Here is a 23910-nt window from a genome sequence, read left to right as displayed (position 1 = left end):
CAGATGAACAGTGGCAGCGACCGCGGAGCAGCACGAGGTCACCGACACCACCCCCGCCCCGCGCCGCCGCGGCATGGGGCCGATCGCCACGGCGGTCAGTGTCTTCGGTGAACTCCTCATCACGGCGGGCCTGATCCTCGGCCTGTTCGTCGTCTACTCGCTGTGGTGGACGAACGTCGTCGCCGACCGCGCGGCGGGCAAACAGGCCGACAAGGTCCGTGACAACTGGGCCCAGGACACGGGGCCGGGTGCGCTGAACACCAAGAACGGCATCGGCTTCCTGCATGTCCCCGCGATGAAGAACGGCGAGGTCCTGGTCGAGAAGGGCACGTCGACCAAGCAGCTCAACGACGGTGTCGCCGGTTACTACACCGACCCGGTCAAGGCGACGCTCCCGATGTCCGGCAAGGACGGCAACTTCTCCCTCGCGGCCCACCGGGACGGTCACGGCGCCAAGTTCCACAACATCGACAAGATCGAGAAGGGCGACCCGATCGTCTTCGAGACGAAGGACAAGTGGTACGTCTACAAGGCGTACGCGATCCTTCCGGAGACCTCGAAGTACAACGTCAAGGTGCTCGGCGCCATCCCCAAGGAGTCCGGCAGGAAGAAGGCCGGCAAGTACATCACGCTGACGACCTGCACGCCGGTGTACACGTCCCGGTACCGGTATGTGGTGTGGGGCGAGTTGGTGCGGGTGGAGAAGGTGGACAGCGAGCGGACCTTGCCCAAGGAGCTGCGCTGACCGGGTCACCGGGACGGGAATGCAAAGAGACGTCGCTGGCCTGCGGGTTGCTGGTGTCGTAACCGCCCGCGCGCACTTCGGACGGAAGATTCTTGCGACCTGCGCCCCCCGTGAAGCACTGAGGGGCTGGTCGCTTTGAAGCGACCAGCCCCTCAGATGGGGTCGACCAGGGGTCAGTCCTCGGTGCGGGCAGCCGTTCCGGTGGTGCCGCCGAAGAAGGTGCCTCCGCCGTTGTTGCCGCCGTTGTTGTTCTGGGCCACGGCCACCATGTTGACCGCGGTGCCTCGGGCGACCTGGGTGCCCGGTTGCGGGTCCTGGGTGAGGACGATGGCGTTGTCGTCCGAGGAGCCGCCGATCTGACCGACCGACAGGCCGACGTCCTGCAGGGCCTTCTTGGCGTCCTTCACGCTCAGCTGGGTCACCTGCGGCACCTGGACCTGCTCGTCCTCGGCCTTCTTGCCGAGGTGGATCGTCACCGTCGAGTTCTTGTCGACCGAGGAGCCGGCCGCCGGGTCGACGCTGATGACCTTGTTGACCAGGTTGTCGTCCTCGGTCTCCGTGTCGGTGACACAGTTGCCGCTGAGGTTGCTCTCCGTCATCCGGGCCTTGGCCTCGTCGCAGGTCAGGCCGCTGACGTCGGGGACGGTCGACTTCTGGACCTCGATGGCGACCGTGAGGGTGATCGTCGAGCCCTTTTCGACTTCCTTGTTGAAGACGGGAGTCTGGTCGAGGACGGAGCCTGTCTCCTCCGGAGACTCCTTCTCCTTCTTCTCGACCTTGAGACCGTAGTCGTCGCCTTCGAGCTTCGCCTTGGCGTCGTCGAACTGGTCGCCGATGACGCTCGGGACGATCACCTTCGGGGCGCCCGTCGAGACCACAAGGTTGATGGTGGACTTCTTGTCGACCTTGGTGCCCGGGTCGACGTCCTGCTCGCAGATGTTGCCCTTGGGCTGGTCCTCGCAGGTCTTCTCGGTGGTGGCCAGCGTCAGGTCACTGTTCGTCGCCATGGTCCTGGCGCTCTTCAGCGTCTCACCGACGAAGGTCGGCACCGCCACCTTGTCGTCGGCCGCGTTGTTCCCGCTGAACGCCCACTTCCCGATCAGGATCGCGCCGATCAGCACCAGCACGGCCGCGACGACCAGCAGGATCGTGGACGTGTTGTTCTTCTTCTGCTGGCGACGGCGGTCCGGACGGTCGTCATAGCCGCCGTAGCCCGGCTCGCCCGGGCTCATGGGCGGGAGCATCGACGTGGCGCCGGCGTCCGTGGAGCGCAGGGCTGTCGTCGGCTGGTCGTCCGGGTAGGCGCCGTAGCCGACCGAGCCCATCGCCGCGGTGGCCGCCACCGGCTGGCCGTCCAGGCACGCCTCGATGTCGATGCGCATCTCGTCGGCGGACTGGTAGCGGTAGTTGGGGTCCTTGACCAGGGCCTTGAGGACGATGGCGTCCATCTCGGGCGTGAGCTCGGGGTCGAAGACCGACGGGGGCTGGGGCTCCTCGCGGACATGCTGGTAGGCCACCGCGACCGGGGAGTCGCCCACGAAGGGCGGGCGGACCGTCAGGAGCTCGTAGAGGAGGCAGCCGGTCGAGTAGAGGTCGGAGCGGTTGTCGACCTGCTCGCCCTTCGCCTGCTCAGGCGAGAGGTACTGGGCCGTGCCGATGACGGCCGACGTCTGGGTCATCGTCATGCCGGAGTCGCCCATGGCGCGGGCGATGCCGAAGTCCATGACCTTGACCTGGCCGTTGCGCGTGAGCATGACGTTGGCCGGCTTGATGTCGCGGTGGACGATGCCGGCCCGGTGGGAGTACTCCAGGGCCTGGAGGATGCCGATCGTCATCTCCAGGGTGCGCTCCGGCAGCAGCCTGCGGCCGGAGTGCAGCAGCTCACGGAGCGTGGAGCCGTCGACGTACTCCATCACGATGTACGGGATCGAGACCCCGTCGATGTAGTCCTCACCCGTGTCGTAGACCGCGACGATCGCGGGATGGTTGAGCGAGGCGGCCGACTGGGCCTCCCGGCGGAACCGGGCCTGGAAGGACGGGTCGCGCGCGAGGTCCGCACGCAGCGTCTTCACCGCCACGGTGCGGCCGAGCCGGGTGTCATGCGCGAGGTAGACCTCCGCCATGCCACCACGGCCGAGCACCTGGCCCAGCTCGTACCGGCCGCCGAGGCGACGCGGCTCTTCCATAGCTACCTACCAGCCCTCTCCGTCGGTCCCGACCGGCACTGGTGTGCGGTCGGAGGCTGCCGTCCGGGCCCTACCGTACCCGGCTGGCTTTGTGTGACCTGGCCAAGCCCGTCACCCGATACAGGACCGGTATCGCAACGTGCACCGATGTGAAGGGGACGTGATCGGGGTCACTTGTTGGAGTTGATGACCGCCTCCATCACGCTCTTGGCGATGGGCGCCGCGAAGCCGCTGCCGGAGATGTTCTCGCGGACCGCTTTCTCGTCCTCGACGACCACGGCCACGGCGACCGGCTTGCTGCCGTCGGCGAGCTTGGCGTACGAGATGAACCAGGCGTACGGGTTCTTGCTGTTGTTCTCGCCGTGCTGGGCGGTACCCGTCTTGCCGCCGACCGTGACGTCGCCGCCGATCTGGGCCGTCTTACCGGTGCCCTTCTCGACCACCGTCTCCATCATCGACTGCAGGATCTGCGCGTTCTTCGCCGACAGCGGCTGGCTGTACTTCTCAGGGTCGGTCTTCTCGATGACGTCGACATTGCTGGCCTGGAGTTCGTCGACCATGTACGGCTTCATGAGGGTGCCGTCGTTGGCGACCGCGGAGGCGACCATGGCCATCTGCAGCGGGGTGGCGGCGGTGTTGAACTGGCCGATGGAGGACAGGGCGACCTGCGAGGGCTCCATGTTGTCGGAGAAGACGGAGGCGCTGGAGCGGACCGGGGTGAACTGCTCCTCGGTGAAGCCGAACTTCTTGGCCTCTTCCAGCATCTTGTCGTTGCCGAGGTCGGCGCCGATCTTGCCGAAGACGGTGTTGCAGGACCACTGCAGGGCGACGCGCAGGGTGGCGTTCTCGCAGGGGATGTTGCCCTCGTTCTTCAGCTCGGTCCGGGTGCCCGTCATGACCCAGGGCAGCGGGGACTTCGTCTTCTCGTCGGCGTCGCTGTACAGGCCGTTCTCCAGGGCCGCCGCCGCGGTGAGGACCTTGAAGGTGGACCCGGGCGGGTAGACCTCGCGCAGGGCCCGGTTGAGCATGGGGTCGTCGGGGTTCTTCTTCTTGTCCAGGGCCTCCCAGGCCTTCTGGTCCGACTCGCCGCCGCCGGCGATCGTGCCGGGGTCGTACGACGGGTAGGAGGCCATCGCCAGGATCTTGCCGGTGGACGGCTCGAGGGCGACGACCGCGCCCTTGCCGCGCTGCTTGAGGCCGTCGTACGCGGCCTTCTGGGCGGCGGCGTTGAGGGTGGTGACGACGTTGCCGCCTTCCTTCGCCTTGCCCGTGATCATGTCGAGGGTGTTGCGGAAGAAGAGCCGGTCGTCGTTGCCGGTGAGGATGCCGTCCTCGATGTACTCCAGCTGGTTGGCGCCGTAGGCCTGCGAGACGAAGCCGGTGACGGGCGCCCACATGGCGCCGTCCTTGTAGGTGCGCTTGAACTTGAAGTCGCCGGAGGTCGTCTCTTTGTGCCCGGTGATGGCCTTGCCGTCGACGATTATGTCGCCGCGCGGGGTGGCGTACCGCTCGATGGCGACCCGGCGGTTGTCGGTGTCGGTCCTCAGCTCGTCGGCCTTGACGTACTGGAGCCAGTTGTCACGGATGAGCAGGGCCATCACGAGGAGTCCGCAGAAGATCGCGATCCGGCGCAGGGGCTTGTTCATGACGGGCGGACCACCTGGGTCATCTCGGCGTCGGGGTTGGGGGCGGGAGCGGGCGCCGGACGGCGCGCGGTGTCGCTGATGCGCAACAGGATGCCGATCAGGGCCCAGTTGGCGATGACGGACGAACCGCCGTAGGCGACGAACGGCAGCGTCATACCGGTCAGCGGGATGAGGCCCATGACACCGCCGGCCACGACGAAGACCTGGAGGGCGAAGGCGCCGGACAGGCCGATGGCCAGCAGCTTGCCGAACGGGTCGCGGGCCGCGAGGGCCGTGCGCACACCGCGCTCGACGATCAGGCCGTAGATCAGCAGGATCGCCATGACGCCCGCGAGGCCCAGTTCCTCGCCGAACGTTGCGAGGATGAAGTCGGAGTTGGCGGCGAAGCCGATCAGGTCGGAGTTGCCCTGGCCGAGACCGGTGCCGAGGGTGCCACCGGAGCCGAAGGCCCATAGGGCCTGCATGGACTGCTCGGTGTGGCCGTAGATGCCCTTCCTGCTGAGCAGGTACTCGTTCATGGGGTCGAGCCATGCCTGGACGCGCTGCTGGACGTGCGGCTCGAAGGAGGCGACGCCCACGGCGCCGGCCGCGGACATCAGCAGACCGAACACGATCCAGCTGGTCCGCTCGGTGGCGACGTACAGCATGATGATGAACATCCCGAAGAACAGCAGGGATGTACCGAGGTCGGTCTCGAAGACCAGGATGAGGATCGACATCACCCAGACGACGAGGATCGGACCGAGGTCGCGTCCGCGCGGCAGGTACAGGCCCATGAACCGACGGCTGGCCAGGGCCAGGGCGTCTCTCTTGACCATGAGATAGCCGGCGAAGAACACCGCGAGGGCGATCTTCGCGAACTCACCGGGCTGGAGGGTGCCGAGGCCGGGGATCTTGATCCAGATCTTGGCGCCGTAGGTGGGGGCGCTGATGCCGGGGACCAGCGGCAGCACGAGCAGGAGCATGGCTCCGGCCATGGAGATGTACGTGTAGCGCTGCAGGACGCGGTGGTCCTTGAGGAAGATCAGCACGGCCACCAGCAGGGCGACACCCAGCGCCGAGTACAGCAGCTGGCGCGGGGCCGCATCGGGGTAGTTGGCGCTGAGTCGCTTGGACTGGTCCAGACGCCAGATGACAACCAGGCCGAGTCCGTTCAGCAGGGTGGCCATCGGCAGCAGCAGCGGGTCCGCGTACGGCGCGAACTTCCGTACGACGAGATGGCCGACGCCCGCGAGCAGGCCGAGGCCCAGGCCGTAGCCCAGCAGGCCGGTGGGCAGCTCGTCGTTGATGGCGAGGCCTACGTTGGCGTAGGCGAACACCGGGATGACGACGGCGAACACCAGCAGCGCGAGCTCGGTGTTGCGTCGGCTCGGTGTGCCGATCGAGCCGATCGTGGACGTGTGGTGCGTCGACGTGTTGGAAGTACTGCTCATCGTGTGACTGGGCCTCTCACGGCTTGCCTACTGCGTACCGCACTGCCCGACGACCTGCTTCTCTTCGTCCGAGAGGGTGGGGCCAGGGGTGGGAGTGGGCGCGGTCGGGGAGGCGGAAGCGTTCGGGGACGGTGAGGTCGTGGTGGACGGGGTAGGTGAGGCCTTGGACGTGAGGGAGGTCTTGGTGGTTCCCGTGGTGCCTCCGGCCTCGCCCTCGCCGGTCTTGGAGTTCTGCTCGCTCTCGGCGGCCTGCTGCTCGGCGCGCTTCTTGCACGCGGAGGCCTGCAGGGAGAGCTCGTCGATCTTCTTCTGGGCGGTCTTGAGGTCGCCTTCGGCGATGGTGCCCTCGACGAGCTTCTGCTGGTACGGCGGCAGGTACTTGAGTTCGATCTCGGGGTGGTCCTTCTCCACCTTCGACAGCGAGACCCAGGCCAGGTCCTGGCTGATGCCCCGGTACAGCGCCACGTGCTCGTCGTTGGCCGCCACGTAGTACTGGGTCTGGGTCCAGCGCCAGCCGCCGTAGAGGCCGCCGCCGACGACGGCGAGCGCGAGGGCGATGTAGAAGGATCTCTTCAGCCACTTGCGCCCCTTGCGGGGCTTGACGAAGTCCTCGTCGCTGTAGTCGCCGAAGCCGTCGGTGGAGATGAAGCCGGTGACGTCGCCGGAGCCGGGCGGGCCGAACTGTCCGCCTCCGCCCTGTCCGGGCACCTGGCGGCCGAGCCCGGAGGCGCGGCCCGCGGGGGTCTGCATGATGCCGTTGTCGTGCAGGGGGTGCTGCTGGTTCTCGGCGACCGCGCCGACCACGACCGGGGTGTCGGAGAGCTGCCCGGCGAGGGTGTCCCCGGTGTCCAGGTCCAGTACGTCGGCGACGATGACCGTGATGTTGTCGGGGCCGCCGCCGCGCAGCGCGAGCTGGATCAGCTCCTGCACGGTCTCCTGGGGGCCCTGGTAGCTGGCGAGGGTGTCCTCGAGGGTCTGGTGGGAGACGACCCCGGACAGCCCGTCGGAGCAGATCAGATAGCGGTCGCCGGCGCGGACCTCGCGGATGGAGAGGTCGGGCTCGACGTGCTCGCCGCTGCCCAGCGCGCGCATCAGCAGGGAGCGCTGCGGGTGGGTGGTGGCCTCTTCCTCGGTGATGCGGCCCTCGTCGACCAGGCGCTGCACCCAGGTGTGGTCCTGGGTGATCTGGGTCAGGACGCCGTCGCGGAGCAGGTACGCGCGCGAGTCGCCGACATGGACGAGGCCGAGGCGCTGGCCGGTCCACAGCAGGGCGGTGAGCGTGGTGCCCATGCCCTCGAGTTGGGGGTCCTCCTCGACCAGGGCGCGCAGTTGGTCGTTGGCGCGCTGGACGGCGGTGCCGAGGGAGGTGAGGACGTCGGATCCCGGCACGTCGTCGTCGAGGGCGACGATGGTGGAGATGGCCTCGGAGGAGGCGACCTCACCGGCGGCGGCGCCGCCCATGCCGTCGGCGATGGCGAGCAGGCGCGGACCGGCGTATCCGGAGTCCTCGTTGCCCTCCCGGATCATGCCTTTGTGCGATCCGGCGGCGAAGCGCAGTGACAGACTCATGCGCACCTCGCCCGTCGGCTCCGGATACATCCGCACGGTGCCCACCCTCCGGTCGGGAGCGCGCCGGGGCCCGGGGTGGGGGCCCACTCCGCGTGCTCGCTCCGCTCGCGCCTATTCATGATGTAGCACTACTTCCGCAGCTCGATGACGGTCTTGCCGATGCGGATCGGCGCGCCCAGCGGAATCGGTGTGGGGGTCGTCAGCCGACTCCGGTCCAGGTAGGTGCCGTTGGTGGACCCGAGGTCCTCGACGATCCACTGGCCGTCCCGGTCCGGGTAGATCCTGGCGTGCCTGCTGGAGGCGTAGTCGTCGTCCAGCACGATGGTGCTGTCGTGCGCCCGGCCCAGCGTGATGGTCTGGCCCTGGAGCGCGACGGTGGTGCCCGTGAGGGTGCCCTCGCTGACGACCAGCTTGCTGGGGGCGTTACGGCCCCGGCGGCCGGCGGCGGGCTGCTGGCGCTGCTGCGGGGGCGCCTGCTGGCGCTGGGCCTGCTGCGGCCGGGCGGCCTCTCGCCTGGCCCCGCGCTGGGTGACACGCGTACCGAACAGATCGCTGCGGATGACCTGCACGGCCACGATCACGAACAGCCACAGTACGGCCAGGAAACCCAGCCGCATGACCGTGAGGGTCAGCTCTGACATTGCCCCCGCTTCACCCTTCGGCTTGCCGGTAAATGATGGTGGTGTTGCCCACGACGATCCGCGAGCCGTCGCGGAGCGTAGCGCGGGTGGTGTGCTGTCCGTCCACCACGATGCCGTTGGTGGATCCGAGATCCTGGACGGTCGAGGGCGTTCCGGTCCGGATCTCACAGTGCCGGCGGGAGACGCCGGGGTCGTCGATCCGCACGTCGGCCTCGGTGCTGCGGCCCAGCACCAGCGTCGCGCGGGAGATCTGATGGCGGGCGCCGTTGATCTCGATCCAGTGGCGGGTACGTCCGCCTGCCGCGGCTGCGGGAGCGGGCGCGGCCGGGGGCCGCTGACCGCCCGCGGGCTGCGGGTATCCGTAGCCGCCGGGGCGTCCGCCGGGCGGCGGCGCGGCCGGCATGGGCGGGGCGCCCGGGGCTCCGGCGGGAGCCGAGGCCGACGCGGAGCCGTAGCCGCCGGGGGCCGGGCCGCGGCCGGCCGGGGCGGCGGCGCCGGGGGCCTGCTGGTTGGTGGAGGAGGCGAGTGTGCGGCTGCGCACCCGGTACAGGCCGGTGTCGAGGTCGTCGGCCTTCTCCAGGTGGACCTTGATGGGGCCCATGAAGGTGTAGCGCTGCTGCTTGGCGTAGTCGCGCACCATGCCGGCGAGCTCGTCGCCGAGCTGGCCGGAGTACGGGCTCAGGCGCTCGAAGTCCGGTGTGCTCAACTCCACGATGAAGTCGTTGGGGACGACCGTGCGGTCGCGGTTCCAGATCGTCGCGTTGTTGTCGCACTCGCGCTGGAGCGCTCCCGCGATCTCCACGGGCTGTACCTCGGACTTGAACACCTTGGCGAAGGTGCCGTTGACCAGACCTTCGAGGCGCTGCTCGAACTTCTTCAGGACTCCCATGGGGCACCTCCTCCGTAGCTGCTGCCGTCCTGCACCCCGCAGAGCGGGTACTGCCTTACCTGGTACTGCTTACTGATCGTATCCACGCGCCGGTCAATCGGCTGGTTCCCCCTGTCGGCCTCGTCGACGGGTGTCGACGCCTCCGAAGTTCCCTGTGGAGCTCCTCTTCGAACTCCCCCGGCCGACTCTCCTGTCAAGGATCGTAGAGGCGGCCGCAGACAAGTGTCCCGCACCTGACTGTGGACCCCGACCGGCTCCTGGGGAGACGGGCGGTACCGGTACGAGGTTGATACGTGAACAGACACGTGTTGATACGTAGCCGGAGGGACAGCGGGTTGGTGCGGGATGTCTACGGCCCTGGTGAGCGGCTGCCCCTGGATAAGGGATGTGAACCCACCCCTGCCCGCGTGCTAATGTTCTGGGTGTCGGAAGGCGCCAGCCCCAAGGGGGAAAAGCCCGAGGACACACCCAATGCGCGGGTGGCGGAATAGGCAGACGCGCTGGATTCAGGTTCCAGTGCCCGCAAGGGCGTGGGGGTTCAACTCCCCCCTCGCGCACAGCTGAAAGCCCCGCAGGTCTCAGACCTGCGGGGCTTTTGCGTTGCCCTCACGACGCTGCCTGCCGTGAGGACAATCACACGGTGCGGCCCGGTCGCGGGCTTACGCGGCCAGGTGCTGGGCGAGGTGCTTCGCCTTGGTCTCGGCGTCCTGGTGGGCACGCGCGCGGGAGGCCTCGTAGAGGGGGACCAGTTCGGTCATCGCCGGGTTGTGCGGGGCCATGGTCAGCTCCGGGACGATGAAGTCGACGTCCAGGGCGAGGGAGTCGCCGAGGACCGCCCGCAGGTAGTTCTGCACGTACTCGAAGCCCTCGCGCGGAGTGCCCGGGGCGTAGGAGCCGCCGCGGCTGGCGACGACGGTGACCGGGGTCCCGGCGATCTTCGAGTCCTCGGTCATGAAGGTGCGGCCCACGAGCATCACGTTGTCGAGCCAGGCCTTGAGGGTCGAGGGGATCGCGAAGTTGTACATGGGGGCGCCGATCAGCACGGCGTCCGCCCCCTCCAGCTCCTCGATGAGCCGCACGCGCGCGTGGAAGGCGCCTGTCTGCTCCGGGGTGTGCGTGGCCGGATCGGAGAAGCCGGCGGTGTGGGCGTCGGCGGTGATGTGGGGCACGGGGTCCGTGGCGAGGTCGCGGTAGATCACCGTGCCCTCGGGGTGCTGCTCCTCCCAGGTCCTGCGGAAGGCGTCCGTGACGGAGCGGGACGAGGAGGCGCCGTGGGGGAACACGGAGGAGTCGATGTGCAGCAGGGTGGCCATGGTGGTCTCCTGAGGAGCGGTGCGTGGCTAATAGTTCGTACTCGACTATTGATAACACAGGGACTTACTTTTTTTCATCCCCATACGTGAGCGCAGTACCCTGAAGGGCATGACGGTCGAGGAGAGTCACGGCACCGAGGCGTGCAAGCAGGTGGACGTCGGGATCACCCGTGTCTTCCAACTGCTGGGGAAGCGCTGGACCGGGCCGATCGTGGCCGTCCTGACCCCGGGGCCGGCGTACTTCGTCGACCTGCGCCGGGCGATTCCCGGCATCAGCGAGCGGATGCTGTCCGACCGCCTCACCGAGCTCGCCGCCGCGGGACTCGTGGTGCGCGAGGTCGACGAGGGGCCGCCGCTGCGGGTGTCGTACCGGCTGACGGAGGCGGGGGCGGCGCTGGAACCGGCGTTCGTGGAGCTGAAGGAGTGGGCTCAGCGGTATCTGCCTGCCGGGCCTGGGGGTGGGTGCTGAGAGGCTCGGCTGCGGGGCTGGTGCTGGGGAGGCCGGCTGCGAGGTCGGTTTTCCACAGCCGTGGAGTTGTCCACAGGGTCTGACGCGTTTCGGCCACCGGCTGTACGGTCTGCACGAGTTGATGTTCGGGCACGTGCGTGGTCGGGGAGGCGGTCGGAATGACCGAGGTCGGTGCGGGGGCTTCCGCGGAGGCGGCCGAGGCGGAGGTCTCCGCCGAGGTGTCCGTGGGTGCGGCACGCAGGCTGCCGCGGGCGCGGGGCTTCGCCGAGTGGCCGGTGCAGGGGTCGCCCAAGCAGGAGGGCAAGGCGCTGCGGAAGCGGGTCCCGCGCGCTGCGCACAGCGCCCTCGACCTGGACGGCTCGCGGCCCGACGCGGTGAGCGCGGTCAAGGAGTCCAGCCGCGATCGCATCCCCGGGCTCACCCCGCTCCGCGTCGGGCGGATGGCGGCCACCCCCTTCGCCTTCCTGCGCGGCTCGGCGGGCCTCATGGCCTACGACCTGGCGCGCACCCCCATGACCCGGATCCGCGCCCAGATCTGCGGTGACGCCCACGCGGCCAATTTCGGTCTGTACGGGGACGCGCGCGGCGACCTGGTCATCGATCTCAACGACTTCGACGAGACGGTCCAGGGCCCCTGGGAGTGGGACCTCAAGCGGCTCGCGGCCTCGCTGGTGCTCGCCGGCCGGGAGGCGGGCGCGGACGAGGACACCTGCCGCAGCGCGGCGCACGGCGCGGTGGGCGCCTACCGCCGCACCATGCGCCTGCTGGCCAGGCTCCCGGTGCTGGACGCGTGGAACGCCATCGCGGACGAGGAGCTCGTCTCCCACACCGACGCCCACGATCTCGTCGGCACGCTCCAGCGCGTCTCCGAGAAGGCGCGGGCCAACACCAGTGGACGGTTCGCGGCGAAGTCGACCGAGCAGACCGAGGACGGCGGACGCCGCTTCGTCGACGCCCCTCCGGTGCTGCGGCGGGTGCCGGACGCGGAGGCCGCGGCGGTGGCCGGGGCCCTGGAGGAGTACCTGGAGTCGCTCTCCGAGGACCGTCTTCCGCTGCTGTCCCGGCACGCGGTGCACGACGTCGCGTTCCGGGTCGTCGGTACGGGCAGCGTCGGTACGCGCTCGTACGTCGTGCTGCTCCTGGACCACCGCGGTGAGCCGCTGGTGCTCCAGGTGAAGGAGGCCCGTCCCTCGGCGCTGCTGCCGCACCTGGTGACCGCCGGGTTCGAGGCGCCCGACGTCGAGCACGAAGGCCGCCGGGTCGTCCTGGGGCAGAAGCGGATGCAGGTCGTCAGCGACATCCTGCTGGGCTGGACGTCGGTGGACGGACGGCCGTTCCAGGTACGGCAGTTCCGCAACCGCAAGGGCAGCGTCGACCCCGCCGCGCTCGCCGCCGACCAGATAGACGACTACGGCCGTATGACGGGGGCGCTGCTGGCCCGCGCCCACTCGCACAGCGCCGACCCGCGCCTGGTCGCCGGGTACTGCGGCAAGAGCGAGGAACTGGACGAGGCGATGGCCGCGTTCGCCGTGGCGTACGCCGACCGTACGGAGGCGGACCACGCGGAGCTGGTGGCGGCGGTGCGGTCGGGGAAGCTCGCGGCGGAGATGGGGGTGTGAGGGGCGGGCGGCCCGTGGGAGGTCCTCGGTGAGGTCCGCGGATCTCGACGGGCGGGACGGGGACAACATCACGGTGATCGTCGATCCGCGGCCCTGTCTCGCGAAGCTGCCCGAGCTCGCGGAGCGACTCCCGCCGGGGGCGCGTGCCTTCGCCACCGATCCACTACGCGTTCTCCGGCAGGCGGTGTGTGAAGGATCTCCAGCCGCGGCGGGTGCGGCGCCTGGGGGACGAGGAGATCGAGATCCGGTTCGGGCACGACTGGCGGCGGATTGCCCGGATGAGCGTGGGGGCTGACAGAGGCCGTGTCCGAGGGGCCGGTCCGGCCGTGGCCTACGCTGGTCGGGTGACGACCCCGGAAGCTGAGCAGGGTGGTGTCGCCGGCGGTACGCGGGCGGTGCCCGAGGAAGGCGCGCCCCGGCCCGAGGAGCGGCTGGAGCGGGCCGTGCGGGCCGCCGAGCAGGCGCTGATCGAGTACGAGATCGCGGTGGAGACCTTCCGGGTCGAGGTCGAGAACTTCTCCCGGCTGCACCACCAGAGGCTCGGCCCGATGTACACCCGGCTCGACGAGCTGGACGCGCAGATCGCCGAGGCCAGAGCCGAGCGCACCGGTGACCCAGAGGACCGGCGCAAGGCGGACGAGGCCCGTGCGCGGGTGATGCCGATGCCGGCGGTGGAGGAGCTGTTCCACGGCTGGATGGACGGGGACGGGCTGTTCCCGGAGGCCGTGGCGATGCTCACGGACCAGCCGGTGCGGCCCCCGCAGCGGGTGCGGCCCAGCGACGAGGCCCGCAAGCTCTATCGCGAGCTGGTCCGCAAGGCCCACCCCGACCTGGCGCAGGACGACACCGAGCGGTCGCGGCGCGACGAGTTCATCACCCGGGTCAACGCCGCCTACGCCCGCGGTGACGAGCCGCTGCTGCGGGAGCTGGCCGAGGAGTGGGCCGCCGGGCCGAAGCCGCCGGAGCAGGGGCCGACGCCGAGCGAGGAGCTCTACGCCCGCCTCGAATGGCTCGCCCAGCGCAAGGAACTGCTCAGCGTGGTCGCGCGGGAGCTGGAGGAGAGCGCGATCGGGGCGATGCTGCGGCTGGCCCCGGACGACCCCGACCGGCTTCTGGAGGAGATCGCCGAGCAGCTGCTGGCGCAGCTCGCGGAGCGGGAGCGGGAGCTGGCGGAGCTGCTCGGGCAGTAGACGGGCCGTGTGCGGGGCGGGCGTGTGCAGCGGGCGGAGCTGTTCGGGCGGTCGGCGGGCCGTATGACGGGCGGGCGGGCGGACCAGGCCGGCGTGTGCACCGGGCCAGCCTGTGGACATCGGATGACGGCAGGGCGGGCACGGGTCGCACGGCCGTAGGGCTCGAGTGTCGGCACGGTGTGCGTGGATCCCGTGGCCATGGGGATCGGGTGTCGCTCAGGTAGCCTCGGGCCATGAGTTTCGGAGCTTCCCTGCCCTCGGTCGATGTCGCCGGTGTTCCGGCCGACGGTCTCGTTCTGGATGTTCGTGAGGCCGACGAGTGGGCCGCGGGGCATGTCGAGGGGGCGCTGCATGTGCCCATGAGTGACTTCGTGGCCCGGTTCGGTGAGGTGACCGAGGCGGTGGCGGACGGTCGGCGGGCCTATGTGATGTGCCGTGTCGGCGGTCGCTCCGCGCAGGTGACCCAGTACCTGGTCCAGCAGGGCATCGACGCCGTGAACATCGACGGCGGCATGCTGGCCTGGGACGGCGCCGGCCGCCCGATGGTCACGGACAACGGTTCGCCGGCGTTCGTCCTCTAGGACCCCGGGCGCGCGTCAGGCAAGCGGGTGGGCGGCCAGCAGGTCGCCCAGGGTCTCCTCGTGGGCGGCCGCCGGGCCGAGCGAGAGTTCCAGGTGCTTGGCCCAGGCGTGGTACCGGTGCAGCGGGTAGTCGACGTCGGCGCCGAACCCGCCGTGCAGATGCTGTGCCGTCTGCACGATCCGTCGTACGCCCTCCGAGGCCCAGATCTTCGCGACGGCGACCTCACCGGAGACCGGCAGCGCGCCCTGGGTTCCGGAGCCGGTCCGCCAAGCCGCCTGCCACAGCGTGGCCTCCATCGCCTTCAGATCGATGTAGCGGTCGGCGGCCTGCACGGCGACGGCCTGGAAGGTGGCGACCGGGAAGCCGAACTGCTCCCGCTTGCTGGTGTACTCACTGGTCATCCGCAGCACCTGACGGCCCAGGCCGAGTGCCTGCGCACACGTCCCGACGGTCAGCAGATGCCGTAGCGACTCCCACGCCCCGTCCGCGTCCACGACGCCCCGATCCGCGATCCGCGCCGACTCCAGCCGCAGTTCGCCGAGCCGCTCGCCCGAGGTGGAGAACTGCTCGGCCAGGACGACCCCCGCGCCGGCGGGAGCGACCAGCGCGAGCACGGTCCGCCCGGCCGCCGTGTGCGCGGGTACGACGATGTGGTCCGCGTCGAACGCCCACGGCACCGCCGTCTGCACCCCGTCCAGGACCCACTCCGCGCCCTCCTGCCGTGCCGTCACGGCGAGTTCGGCGGGGTCGTGGCCGGTACGGCCGCTCGCGGCGACGGTCAGGACGACTTCGCCGCGGCCCGCCCGGGCGAGCAGGCCGGACCTCAACTCCTCGGTGCCATGGGCCTGTACGGCCGCCGCGGCCGCGCTGCTCTCCAGCAGCGGCACCCGCGCCAGCACCTTCGCCGACTCGGCCAGCACCAGACACAGCGCGACCGCGTCCAGACCGGCCCCGCCGTACTCCTCCGTCAGCAGCAGGCTCAGCAGGTCCGCGTCGGCGAGCCTGCTCCACAGCTCGCGGTCGAACGTGTCGGCGACGGCGCCCGTGGCGAGCGCGGGGCTGGGCACGCCGTCCGGCGCGACCCCGGTGAACACCCCCCGTGCCGCCTCGGCCGCCGCCTGCTGCTCCTCGGTGAAGGTGAAGTCCACGGTCCCAGTCCTCCCGACGCGTCAGCCGATCGGCGGGTGAGCCGATCTGACGGACCGTCAAGATAGAACAGGTTCTAGAAGAAGGGAACGGGGCAGCCCACCCCGGGTGCCCTCACCGGTCGAAGTCCAGCTCCACCGCTTCCGTCGCCGGATGAGACTGGCACGCCAGCACGTATCCCGCCTCGGTCTCCTCCGGCTCCAGCGCGAAGTTGCGGTCCATGCGGACGTCGCCGGAGACGAGGAAGGCGCGGCAGGTGCCGCACACCCCGCCCTTGCAGGCGTAGGGCGCGTCGGGGCGGTTGCGCAGGACCGTGTCGAGGAGGGACTCGCCGTCCTGGACGGGCCAGGTCCCGCCGCGGCCGTCGAGCCGGGCGGTCACCGTGCTGTGCGCGGGCGCGGGGGTTCTCGATGCCGGGGCCGCGCCTTCGTCGACGTGGAAGATCTCCTCGTGGACGCGGCTGCGGGGGACGCCGAGTTCGCGTAGCGCCCGTTCCGCGCCCTGCACCAGCCCGAACGGTCCGCACAGGAACCAGCCCGCCACATCCGCCACCGGCAGCAGCGCGGGCAGCAGTCCCGTCAGCCGCTCCCGGTCGAGCCGTCCGGACGGCAGCCCGGCCTGCTGCTCCTCCCGGGAGAGCACGGTGACCAGCTGGAACCGCTCGGGATAGCGGTCCTTCAGGTCGGCGACCTCGTCCAGGAACATCGTCGAGGCGGCCGTACGGTCACTGCGGATCAGACAGAAGCGGGCCCGCGGCTCGCGCGCCAGCAGCGTCGACACGATCGACAGCACCGGGGTGATGCCGCTGCCGCCGACGACCGCCGCGTACAGGCCGGGCGCGGGGGCGAGGGTGAAGCGTCCCGCGGGCGTCATCACCTCCAGTTCGTCGCCGACGGCGATCTCCTTGAGGGCGTACGTCGAGAAGGCTCCGCCGTCCACCAGCCGTACCCCGACGCGCAATCGGCGAGGGGCCTCGCCGTCCGGTGCCGGGGAGCAGATCGAGTAGGTGCGCCGGATCTCCTCGCCGTCGGTCGTGCGGCGCAGGGCGAGGTGCTGTCCCGGTGCGTAGCGGTAGGCCTCGCCGAGTTCCGGCGGCACGGTGAAGGTGAGGGCCACGGAGTCGTCGGTGAGCCGGTCGACCGCCGCCACCGGGAGCGCGTGGAAGCGGGCCATCACAACTCCTTGAAGTGGTCGAACGGTTCACGGCAGTCCAGGCAGCGCCGCAGCGCCTTGCAGGCCGTGGAGGAGAAACGGCTGAGCAGCTCGGTGTCGGCGGATCCGCAGTGCGGGCAGCGGACGGGGTCGGTGGCGTCGAGCGTCCGGGTGGGGCCCAGGGACACGGTCACCGGCTCCGCCGACCGCTGCGTGCGCGGCGGGGCTATGCCGAACTCCCGCAGTTTGCGGCGGCCTTCGGCCGAGATGTCGTCCGTCGACCACGCGGGACTCAGCACCGTGCGCACGGTGACCTCGCGGACGCCGTGGGCGTGCAGCACCCGCTCGATGTCCACGGACATCGCCTCGATCGCCGGACAGCCGGTGTACGTCGGGGTCAGCTCGACCTCGGCCGTGTCCTCGCCGTGGACGTGCACCGCGCGCACGACCCCCAGCTCCCGCAGGGTGAGCACGGGCAGTTCGGGGTCGGGCACCGAGCCCGCCACCTCAAGGAGTTCCGCCTCCAGCGGTGTCACGGTCACCATGACGCCCCCGGGTGGCTGCGGTGCAGATGCTGCATCTCGGCGAGCATCCGCCCGAAGGGCTCGGTGTGCAGGCCCTGCCGGCCCGCACCGGCCGTCCACGCGCCCGTGCGCGGCCCTTCGGGGACGCTCAGGGTGGCGCGGCCCAGGATGTCCGTGACGGACGCCAGCCATGCCGTCTCCAGCGCGGCCCAGTCGACGTCGACCCCCGCCACCGGCTGGAACATCTCGCCGGTGAACCGCCACAGCGCCTCGCACGCCCGCCGCATCCGCTCCTGGCTGACGTCCGTGCCGTCGCCGAGGCGCAGGGTCCACTGCTCGGCGTGGTCGCGGTGGTAGGCGACCTCCTTGACGGCCTTCGCGGCGAGCGGGGCGAAGGGGCCCTCGCCCGCGGCCAGTTCGGCGTACAGGAGGTGCTGGTAGGTGGAGAAGTACAGCTGACGGGCGATGGTGTGGGCGAAGTCGCCGTTCGGCTGCTCCACCAGCTGGAGGTTGCAGAAGGCGCGCTCCTCGCGCAGATACGCCAGTTCATCCTCGTCGCCGGCCATCGAGAGCAGGACGCGGGCCTGGCCCAGGAGGTCCAGCGCGATGTTGGCGAGGGCGACCTCCTCCTCCAGGACGGGGGCGTGGCCGGCCCATTCGCCGAGGCGGTGGGAGAGCACCAGGGCGTCGTCGCCGAGGGCCAGAGCGGCGGCGTGCGTGGTCGCGTCGACGGTCACAGGTGCTTCACCCCGTCCGGGATCTCGTAGAAGGTCGGGTGGCGGTAGGGCTTGTCGGCGGACGGTTCGAAGAACGGGTCCTTCTCGTCCGGCGAGGACGCGGTGATGGCGGTGGACGGCACGACCCAGATCGAGACGCCCTCGCCGCGGCGGGTGTACAGGTCGCGGGCGTTGCGCAGGGCGAGCTCCGCGTCCGGCGCGTGCAGGCTGCCGGCGTGGGTGTGCGAGAGGCCGCGGCGGGAGCGTACGAAGACCTCCCACAGAGGCCAGTCGGTGTTCGTCATGCGCGCGTGGCTCCCGTCTCGGTGTGCTTGCCGCTGTGCTTGTCGGCGTAGGCCGCGGCGGCCTCGCGGACCCAGGCGCCCTCGTCGTGGGCCCGCCTGCGCTGGGTGATCCGCTGTTCGTTGCAGGGGCCGTTGCCCTTGAGGACGTTCTTGAACTCGGTCCAGTCGATCGGGCCGAAGTCGTGCCGGCCCAGCTCCTCGTTCCACTTCAGGTCCGGGTCGGGGAGTGTGAGGCCGAGCGACTCGGCCTGGGGGACGCAGATGTCGACGAAGCGCTGGCGCAGCTCGTCGTTGGAGTGGCGTTTGATCTTCCAGGCCATCGACTGCGCGGAGTGCGCGGACTCGTCGTCGGGCGGGCCGAACATCATCAGGGACGGCCACCACCAGCGGTCCACCGCGTCCTGGGCCATCGCGTGCTGCTCGGGGGTGCCGTTGCTCAGGGCCAGCAGCAGCTCGTAGCCCTGGCGCTGGTGGAAGGACTCCTCCTTGCAGATGCGGACCATGGCGCGCGCGTACGGGCCGTAGGAGCAGCGGCACAGGGGGACCTGGTTGGTGATCGCGGCGCCGTCCACGAGCCAGCCGATCGCGCCGACGTCCGCCCAGGTGAGCGTGGGGTAGTTGAAGATCGAGGAGTACTTCTGGCGGCCGGAGTGGAGCTTGTCCAGCAGTTCGTCGCGGCCCGTGCCGAGGGTCTCGGCCGCGCTGTAGAGGTAGAGGCCGTGCCCGGCCTCGTCCTGGACCTTGGCCATGAGGATGGCCTTGCGGCGCAGCGAGGGCGCGCGCGTGATCCAGTTCGCCTCCGGCTGCATGCCGATGATCTCGGAGTGGGCGTGCTGGGCGATCTGGCGGACGAGCGTCGCTCGGTAGGCGTCGGGCATCCAGTCGCGCGGTTCGATGCGCTCTTCGGCGGCCACGGCGGCGTCGAAGGCGCGCTCGTAGGCGTCCTGGTCGACGGCGTCCTCCCTGTCGTACGCCTGTGCTGCTGTTGCCATGTGGCCCCCTCGACCCTGTGCGCTGCCGGAGCAGGCTCCCGACCGATCGTTCGGTTCGTCGATTCCATGGTGTGCCGGGCGCCGTAAGGTGTCAACCGCTGTGGATAACCTGCCGACGGGCTGTGCGGGCGGGAGGGCCTGAGTACCGTTCCCGTGCGAGCGCCGTGCAGGGGTGCGCGCGGGTGGTGGGGTGCTCTGCGGCCTGGCGGCCGGAAGGCGGAGCGGACATCGGGAATCGGGGCGGAATGGACGCGTACGACACAGGCTCGGGGGCCCGGCACAGACCGGCCGACGGGCCGGCGGCGCCGGAGGGGGGCGCCGGGCCGCGGGCTGCCCTGCCCGCGGACGCGGCTCCCCGGCCGTCGCCGTACGACCCGCCTCCCCCGTCCGGCACCGCACCCCGCACCGGTGTGGCCGCCCTCTCGCTCCGCTACCAGATCGGTGCCGCGCTGGCGCTCGCGATCGTGGCGGTCACCGTCTGCGTCCATGTGGGGATGACGTTCCTGCACGTCGCCCCGTCGAACGCGGTCACCAAGCAGCACGGCAAGGCGATCGACGACTGGATCTACCCGGAGTTCGAGCAGAATTGGAAGCTCTTCGCGCCGAACCCGCTGCAACAGAACATCGCGGTCCAGGTGCGGGCCCAGGTCCTCGCCGCGGACGGCACCGTGCGGACCACCGGCTGGTACGACCTGTCCGCCGAGGACGGCCGGGCCATCGACGGCAATCTGCTGCCCAGCCACACCCAGCAGAACGAGCTGCGCCGCGCGTGGGACTTCTTCACCGCCACGCACGGCACCGACAACCGTCCCGTCGGTCTGCGCGGCGCCCTGTCCGAGACGTATCTGCGCCGCATCGTGGTGATGCGCCTGGACCGGGACGACGCGGCCGGGTCCGACGGCAGCGTCGAACGCGTCCAGGTCCGCTCCCGTACCACCAATGTGCGACCGCCGAAATGGAGCCAGGAGCAGGTCTCCGACAAGCCCGTGTACCGCGAACTGCCCTGGTGGTCGGTCACGCCCGCCGACCTGCCGGGAGGTGGCCGGTGAACCGCTTCGCCCTGTCGCTCTCCACCGCCATCGCCCGTGTCACCGAGTCGGCGCTCGGCCCGTACCAGAGCGCCGTGGTCCGCATCGGCTTCAGCGCGACCTGGCTGCTCTTCCTGCTGCGCGAGCTGCCCCACCGCCAGGAGCTGTACGGCCCCGACGGCCCGTGGAGCTGGGACCTCGCCGAGCAGCTGATCGCCGGCAACGGCGCCTTCACGGCGCTGATCTGGTCGGACGGCCGGATCTGGTTCGAGAGCGTCTACGGCCTCGCCGTACTGTCGAGCGTCCTGCTGCTGCTCGGCTGGCGCACCCGCACCATGTCCGTGCTCTTCATGGTCGGCGTGCTGTCGCTGCAGAACCGCTCCATCTTCATGGGCGACGGCGGCGACAACGTCCTGCACCTGATGTGCGTCTACCTCGTCTTCACGCGCTGCGGCCAGGTCTGGTCGCTGGACGCGCGCAGGGCGCGGCGCGAGAACGCGGCACGCGCGCGTGGCGAGCGGGTCGTGGACCGGGTCGGTCCGGCGCTGTGGATCGTGCTCGGGCTGGCGCTGATCGCGGTGACGGGGGTGGGGCGGCTGCTGGAGGGCGATCCGTTCATCCCCGCGCTGCTGTGGGCGGTGTGGCTGGGGCTCGGTGTGTGGTGGACGGTCGGGCGACTGGCGCGGACGGACCAGCCGCGGATCCTGCTCGACGTCGTCGGCAACATCGTGCACAACGGTGCCCTGCTCGTGATCATGGCCGAGGCCTGTCTGATCTACGCCACGGCCGGCTGGTACAAGATCCAGGGCTCGCGCTGGCAGGACGGCACCGCCGTCTACTACCCGCTGCACCTGGACTACTTCTCGCCCTGGCCCGCCCTCGCCGACGCGCTGTCGTCCAGCGCCACGATGGTGCTGCTCGTGACGTACGGGACCGTCGCGGTCCAGGTGGCCTTTCCGTTCACCCTGTTCAACCGGCGGGTCAAGAACGTCCTGCTGGCGGCCATGATGACCGAGCACGCGGTGATCGCGGTCGTCCTCGGGCTGCCGTTCTTCTCGCTGGCGATGATCGCGGCCGACGCGGTGTTCCTGCCGACGTCGTTCCTGCGCCGGGCGGGCGGCTGGGTGGCACGCGCGCGGGAACGGCTGACGGCCCGGCGGGGCGGTCCTACGCCGGTGCCGGAGCCGCGCGCCCCGGAGAGCGCCGAGGAGACGCACGTAGGCTTCACGGCATGACCGACCCCGCCGGCCTCTGGCACCGCCTCGCCGACTTCTCCGTCCTGCTCGACGGCTTCCACGCCCTCAAGCACGCGGTGCGCTTCGGTGCCGAGATCCCGGTCGCGCTCACCACCGACCGGGAGGCCACGCTCGCCCTCGCGGACGAACTCGCCCCCGACGTACGACAGGCGCTGGACGCGCTGCTGACCGAGGTCCCGGCGCCGGTGTACGCCTCGCTGGTGCCGCGCCCGCATCCGACCGCGGTCGCCGCCCTGGCGGTACGGCCGTCCCGCGCGGCCAACCTGGAGCGGCTGGCCCGGATGCCGCGCACCACCCCGGTGGTGGTCCTCGACCAGCCGCGCAACCTCGGCAACGCGGGGGCGGTGATCCGGCTGGCGGCGGGCTTCGGCGCGACGGGGGTGGTCACCACCGGCACGCTCGACCCCTGGCATCCGACGGTGGTGCGCGGAGGCGCCGGCCTGCACTTCGCGACGGCGGTGGAACGGGTGACGGTCGAGGAACTGCCTCCGGGCCCGCTGTTCGCCCTGGACCCGGAGGGCGACGACATCCGGGGCACGAAGCTCCCGGACGACGCCGTCCTCGCGTTCGGCTCGGAGCGCAGCGGCCTGTCGGCCGATCTGCGCGCGCGTGCCGATCATCTGCTGTCCCTGCCGATGCGCCCGCAGGTGTCCAGCTACAACCTGGCCACCAGTGTGGCGATGACGCTGTACCACTGGAGCGCGGCCGGCTTCTAGGCCTCCCGGCGTACCTCGACCACCCGGAAGCGGTTGCTGACGAACGCCCCGTCCGTCAGCGCGGCGTTCGCCGCCGGGTTGCCCCCCGACCCGTGGAAGTCGGAGAACGCGGCCGTCTGGTTGACGTACACCCCGCCCGTGAGGTTCAGCGAGAGCTGGGCCGCCTCCTCCAGGCAGACCTCCTGCACGGACCGCTCGACGTCGTCGTCGGTGGTGTACGCGCCGACCGTCATGGCGCCCTTCTCACGGATCGTGCGCCGCAGCAGCTCCACCGCGTCGGCCGAGGAGTCGACCGCCACGGCGAAGGAGACGGGGCCGAAGCACTCGCTCATGAAGGCGGCCTCGTCGTCCGGCTTGGCGCCGTCCAGCTTGACGATGACGGGGGTGCGCACGACCGCGTCCGGGAACTCCGGGTTGGCGATCTCGCGGGAGGCGAGGGCGACTTCGCCGAGCCCCGCCGCGGCCTCCAGGCGGGCCTTGACGTCCGGGTTGACGATCGCGCCGAGCAGCGCGTTCGCGCGCGCGTCGTCGCCCAGCAGGCCGTCCACCGCGCGGGCGAGGTCGGCGACCACCTCGTCGAAGGTGCGGGGGCCCTCGTCGGTACGGATGCCGTCGCGGGGGATCAGGAGGTTCTGCGGGGTCGTGCACATCTGGCCGCTGTAGAGGGAGAGCGAGAACGCCAGGTTGGAGAGCATGCCCTTGTAGTTGCTGGTCGAGTCGACCAGCACGGTGTTGACGCCGGCCTTCTCGGTGTAGACCTGCGCCTGGCGGGCGTTGGCCTCCAGCCAGTCGCCGAACGCCGTCGAGCCGGTGTAGTCGACGATCCGGATCTCCGGGCGGGTGGCCAGGGTCTTGGCGATGCCCTCACCGGGACGCTCGGCGGCCAGCGCGACCAGGTTCGGGTCGAAGCCGGCCTGGCTCAGCACCTCACGCGCGACCTGGACGGTGAGCGCGAGCGGCAGCACCGCGCGCGGGTGGGGCTTGACCAGGACCGCGTTGCCGGTGGCCAGGGAGGCGAACAGGCCCGGGTAGCCGTTCCAGGTCGGGAAGGTGTTGCAGCCGATGACCAGGCCGATGCCGCGCGGGACCGGCGTGAACTGCTTGGTGAGCGCCAGCGGGTCGCGCTTGCCCTGCGGCTTGCTCCACTCCGCGGTGTCGGGCGTGCGGACCTGCTCCACGTACGCGTACGCCACCGCCTCCAGGCCGCGGTCCTGCGCGTGCGGGCCGCCCGCCTGGAACGCCATCATGAAGGCCTGACCGGAGGTGTGCATGACCGTGTGCGCGAACTCGTGCGTCCGGTCGCTGATCCGCTTGAGGATCTCCACACAGACCACCGCGCGGATCTCCGCACCCGCCTCGCGCCACGCACGCTGCCCCGCGCGCATGGCGGGCAGCAGGGTGTCGAGGTCCGCGTGCGGGTAGGTCACCCCCAGCTCGATGCCGTACGGCGACGTCTCGCCGCCGACCCAGTCGTCCGTGCCGGGCTGGCCGAGGTCGACGCGGGTGCCCAGCAGGGCGTCGAAGGCGGCCTTGCCCGCGGCCGCGTCCAGGCTGCCGTTCTCCCCGTAGGCCTTGGGGTGTTCGGGATGCGGCGACCAGTACGCGCGCGTGCGGATCGCTTCGAGCGCCTGGTCGAGGGTGGGCCGGTGCTTGGCGATCAGCTCGTGGGCGGTCAGTTCGGCGGCCATGCGGGACCAACTCCTCGTCTTGTGAACTCTTCGTCGAGCTCATGACCTGGGCAGAACCTGGGCAGATACAGCCAGACAGAGTTAGAGTAACCGAACGATCGGTCG

General features: G+C 70.5%; 22 protein-coding genes and 1 tRNA gene. 9 read left to right on the top strand and 14 right to left on the bottom strand.

Annotation, left to right across the window (positions count from 1 at the left end):
* The first annotated feature begins 10 nt into the window (after positions 1-10).
* Positions 11-745: a class E sortase gene (locus ACFY0U_RS11470; protein ID WP_388633670.1), complete on the top strand. Its 735-nt coding sequence runs from the start codon at positions 11-13 to the stop codon at positions 743-745.
* A 173-nt stretch (positions 746-918) separates the two neighbouring features.
* On the opposite strand, the gene pknB is transcribed toward ACFY0U_RS11470, so the two are convergent.
* From pknB to ACFY0U_RS11440, 6 genes are all read right to left on the bottom strand, one after another.
* Entirely contained in the window at positions 919-2931 is a 2013-nt protein-coding gene (gene pknB / locus ACFY0U_RS11465; protein WP_388633667.1) for a Stk1 family PASTA domain-containing Ser/Thr kinase, read from the bottom strand.
* A 170-nt stretch (positions 2932-3101) separates the two neighbouring features.
* Positions 3102-4577: a peptidoglycan D,D-transpeptidase FtsI family protein gene (locus ACFY0U_RS11460; RefSeq protein ID WP_388633664.1), complete on the bottom strand. Its 1476-nt coding sequence runs from the start codon at positions 4575-4577 to the stop codon at positions 3102-3104.
* Positions 4574-6010 carry an FtsW/RodA/SpoVE family cell cycle protein gene (locus ACFY0U_RS11455; protein WP_388633661.1) on the bottom strand — a complete coding sequence of 479 codons (1437 nt, stop codon included), beginning with the start codon at positions 6008-6010 and terminating at the stop codon, positions 4574-4576. The genes ACFY0U_RS11460 and ACFY0U_RS11455 overlap by 4 nt, the downstream gene beginning before the upstream one ends.
* Before the next feature lie 27 nt (positions 6011-6037).
* The gene (locus ACFY0U_RS11450) at positions 6038-7609 is read right to left on the bottom strand and encodes a Stp1/IreP family PP2C-type Ser/Thr phosphatase (RefSeq protein WP_388634316.1); all 1572 of its coding nucleotides are present in this window, start codon (positions 7607-7609) and stop codon (positions 6038-6040) included.
* Positions 7610-7707: 98 nt separating this feature from the next.
* Complete coding sequence (locus ACFY0U_RS11445) at positions 7708-8220, bottom strand: FHA domain-containing protein (RefSeq protein ID WP_266824712.1); 513 nt, start codon at positions 8218-8220, stop codon at positions 7708-7710.
* 10 nt (positions 8221-8230) lie between these two features.
* A complete protein-coding gene (locus ACFY0U_RS11440) occupies positions 8231-9109 on the bottom strand; it encodes an FhaA domain-containing protein (protein ID WP_388633658.1) in 879 nt (292 codons plus the stop codon).
* A gap of 473 nt (positions 9110-9582) precedes the next feature.
* On the opposite strand from ACFY0U_RS11440, the gene ACFY0U_RS11435 reads away from it, so the two are divergent.
* Positions 9583-9666 (top strand) — tRNA-Leu (locus ACFY0U_RS11435).
* Between the two features lie 102 nt (positions 9667-9768).
* Here ACFY0U_RS11435 and ACFY0U_RS11430 read toward each other — a convergent pair.
* Entirely contained in the window at positions 9769-10422 is a 654-nt protein-coding gene (locus tag ACFY0U_RS11430) for an FMN-dependent NADH-azoreductase (protein WP_388633655.1), read from the bottom strand.
* 109 nt (positions 10423-10531) lie between these two features.
* Here ACFY0U_RS11430 and ACFY0U_RS11425 point away from each other — a divergent pair, with 109 nt between their 5' ends.
* From ACFY0U_RS11425 to ACFY0U_RS11410, 4 genes are all read left to right on the top strand, one after another.
* Positions 10532-10891: a winged helix-turn-helix transcriptional regulator gene (locus ACFY0U_RS11425; protein ID WP_388633652.1), complete on the top strand. Its 360-nt coding sequence runs from the start codon at positions 10532-10534 to the stop codon at positions 10889-10891.
* Positions 10892-11049: 158 nt separating this feature from the next.
* Positions 11050-12510: a DUF2252 domain-containing protein gene (locus ACFY0U_RS11420; RefSeq protein WP_388633649.1), complete on the top strand. Its 1461-nt coding sequence runs from the start codon at positions 11050-11052 to the stop codon at positions 12508-12510.
* A gap of 344 nt (positions 12511-12854) precedes the next feature.
* Positions 12855-13700, top strand: a complete 846-nt coding sequence (locus ACFY0U_RS11415) for a hypothetical protein (RefSeq protein ID WP_388633646.1) — start codon at positions 12855-12857, stop codon at positions 13698-13700.
* A gap of 233 nt (positions 13701-13933) precedes the next feature.
* The gene (locus tag ACFY0U_RS11410; RefSeq protein WP_266824702.1) at positions 13934-14281 is read left to right on the top strand and encodes a rhodanese-like domain-containing protein; all 348 of its coding nucleotides are present in this window, start codon (positions 13934-13936) and stop codon (positions 14279-14281) included.
* 15 nt (positions 14282-14296) lie between these two features.
* Here the strand turns inward: ACFY0U_RS11410 and ACFY0U_RS11405 are convergent, their stop codons facing one another.
* From ACFY0U_RS11405 to paaA, 6 genes are all read right to left on the bottom strand, one after another.
* Positions 14297-15430, bottom strand: a complete 1134-nt coding sequence (locus tag ACFY0U_RS11405; protein ID WP_388633643.1) for an acyl-CoA dehydrogenase family protein — start codon at positions 15428-15430, stop codon at positions 14297-14299.
* Between the two features lie 112 nt (positions 15431-15542).
* Positions 15543-16601 carry a 2Fe-2S iron-sulfur cluster-binding protein gene (locus tag ACFY0U_RS11400; protein WP_388633641.1) on the bottom strand — a complete coding sequence of 353 codons (1059 nt, stop codon included), beginning with the start codon at positions 16599-16601 and terminating at the stop codon, positions 15543-15545.
* A complete protein-coding gene (gene paaD, locus ACFY0U_RS11395) occupies positions 16601-17125 on the bottom strand; it encodes a 1,2-phenylacetyl-CoA epoxidase subunit PaaD (protein ID WP_388633639.1) in 525 nt (174 codons plus the stop codon). Before paaD ends, ACFY0U_RS11400 begins: the two co-directional genes overlap by 1 nt.
* Positions 17119-17841 (bottom strand): 1,2-phenylacetyl-CoA epoxidase subunit PaaC, encoded by a 723-nt coding sequence (gene paaC, locus ACFY0U_RS11390; protein WP_388633636.1) that lies wholly within the window; start codon positions 17839-17841, stop codon positions 17119-17121. Before paaC ends, paaD begins: the two co-directional genes overlap by 7 nt.
* Positions 17838-18125 (bottom strand): 1,2-phenylacetyl-CoA epoxidase subunit PaaB, encoded by a 288-nt coding sequence (paaB, locus tag ACFY0U_RS11385; protein ID WP_388633633.1) that lies wholly within the window; start codon positions 18123-18125, stop codon positions 17838-17840. Before paaB ends, paaC begins: the two co-directional genes overlap by 4 nt.
* Positions 18122-19117, bottom strand: a complete 996-nt coding sequence (paaA, locus tag ACFY0U_RS11380; RefSeq protein WP_388633630.1) for a 1,2-phenylacetyl-CoA epoxidase subunit PaaA — start codon at positions 19115-19117, stop codon at positions 18122-18124. The genes paaB and paaA overlap by 4 nt, the downstream gene beginning before the upstream one ends.
* 245 nt (positions 19118-19362) lie before the next feature.
* On the opposite strand from paaA, the gene ACFY0U_RS11375 reads away from it, so the two are divergent.
* The 3 genes from ACFY0U_RS11375 to ACFY0U_RS11365 are packed head-to-tail and all read left to right on the top strand — an operon-like array spanning position 19363 to position 22117.
* Positions 19363-20166 carry a DUF5819 family protein gene (locus ACFY0U_RS11375; protein ID WP_388633627.1) on the top strand — a complete coding sequence of 268 codons (804 nt, stop codon included), beginning with the start codon at positions 19363-19365 and terminating at the stop codon, positions 20164-20166.
* Positions 20163-21380: an HTTM domain-containing protein gene (locus ACFY0U_RS11370; RefSeq protein ID WP_388633624.1), complete on the top strand. Its 1218-nt coding sequence runs from the start codon at positions 20163-20165 to the stop codon at positions 21378-21380. The genes ACFY0U_RS11375 and ACFY0U_RS11370 overlap by 4 nt, the downstream gene beginning before the upstream one ends.
* Positions 21377-22117, top strand: coding sequence for a TrmH family RNA methyltransferase (locus ACFY0U_RS11365; RefSeq protein ID WP_388633621.1), 741 nt, complete (start codon positions 21377-21379; stop codon positions 22115-22117). Before ACFY0U_RS11370 ends, ACFY0U_RS11365 begins: the two co-directional genes overlap by 4 nt.
* Here ACFY0U_RS11365 and paaN read toward each other — a convergent pair.
* Positions 22114-23805 carry a phenylacetic acid degradation protein PaaN gene (gene paaN, locus ACFY0U_RS11360; protein WP_388633619.1) on the bottom strand — a complete coding sequence of 564 codons (1692 nt, stop codon included), beginning with the start codon at positions 23803-23805 and terminating at the stop codon, positions 22114-22116. The genes ACFY0U_RS11365 and paaN overlap by 4 nt on opposite strands.
* Positions 23806-23910 lie beyond the last annotated feature (105 nt).

The sequence above is a fragment of the Streptomyces sp. NPDC001536 genome, assembly GCF_042894505.1.
Taxonomy (GTDB): domain Bacteria; phylum Actinomycetota; class Actinomycetes; order Streptomycetales; family Streptomycetaceae; genus Streptomyces.
The sequence above is the reverse complement of the archived record's forward strand: the minus strand, read 5'-3'. Positions and strand labels throughout refer to the sequence as shown.

Excerpts from the sequence above, each read along its gene's own strand:
- ACFY0U_RS11455 (WP_388633661.1), bottom strand. The coding sequence starts at position 6,010 with ATGAGCAGTACTTCCAACACGTCGACGCACCACACGTCCACGATCGGC.
- ACFY0U_RS11440 (WP_388633658.1), bottom strand. The coding sequence starts at position 9,109 with ATGGGAGTCCTGAAGAAGTTCGAGCAGCGCCTCGAAGGTCTGGTCAAC.
- pknB (WP_388633667.1), bottom strand. The coding sequence starts at position 2,931 with ATGGAAGAGCCGCGTCGCCTCGGCGGCCGGTACGAGCTGGGCCAGGTG.
- ACFY0U_RS11450 (WP_388634316.1), bottom strand. The coding sequence starts at position 7,609 with ATGTATCCGGAGCCGACGGGCGAGGTGCGCATGAGTCTGTCACTGCGC.
- ACFY0U_RS11445 (WP_266824712.1), bottom strand. The coding sequence starts at position 8,220 with ATGTCAGAGCTGACCCTCACGGTCATGCGGCTGGGTTTCCTGGCCGTA.
- ACFY0U_RS11460 (WP_388633664.1), bottom strand. The coding sequence starts at position 4,577 with ATGAACAAGCCCCTGCGCCGGATCGCGATCTTCTGCGGACTCCTCGTG.
- ACFY0U_RS11400 (WP_388633641.1), bottom strand. The coding sequence starts at position 16,601 with ATGGCCCGCTTCCACGCGCTCCCGGTGGCGGCGGTCGACCGGCTCACC.
- ACFY0U_RS11430 (WP_388633655.1), bottom strand. The coding sequence starts at position 10,422 with ATGGCCACCCTGCTGCACATCGACTCCTCCGTGTTCCCCCACGGCGCC.
- ACFY0U_RS11425 (WP_388633652.1), top strand. The coding sequence starts at position 10,532 with ATGACGGTCGAGGAGAGTCACGGCACCGAGGCGTGCAAGCAGGTGGAC.
- paaN (WP_388633619.1), bottom strand. The coding sequence starts at position 23,805 with ATGGCCGCCGAACTGACCGCCCACGAGCTGATCGCCAAGCACCGGCCC.
- paaD (WP_388633639.1), bottom strand. The coding sequence starts at position 17,125 with ATGGTGACCGTGACACCGCTGGAGGCGGAACTCCTTGAGGTGGCGGGC.
- ACFY0U_RS11410 (WP_266824702.1), top strand. The coding sequence starts at position 13,934 with ATGAGTTTCGGAGCTTCCCTGCCCTCGGTCGATGTCGCCGGTGTTCCG.
- ACFY0U_RS11375 (WP_388633627.1), top strand. The coding sequence starts at position 19,363 with ATGGACGCGTACGACACAGGCTCGGGGGCCCGGCACAGACCGGCCGAC.
- paaA (WP_388633630.1), bottom strand. The coding sequence starts at position 19,117 with ATGGCAACAGCAGCACAGGCGTACGACAGGGAGGACGCCGTCGACCAG.
- ACFY0U_RS11365 (WP_388633621.1), top strand. The coding sequence starts at position 21,377 with ATGACCGACCCCGCCGGCCTCTGGCACCGCCTCGCCGACTTCTCCGTC.
- ACFY0U_RS11420 (WP_388633649.1), top strand. The coding sequence starts at position 11,050 with ATGACCGAGGTCGGTGCGGGGGCTTCCGCGGAGGCGGCCGAGGCGGAG.
- paaB (WP_388633633.1), bottom strand. The coding sequence starts at position 18,125 with ATGACGAACACCGACTGGCCTCTGTGGGAGGTCTTCGTACGCTCCCGC.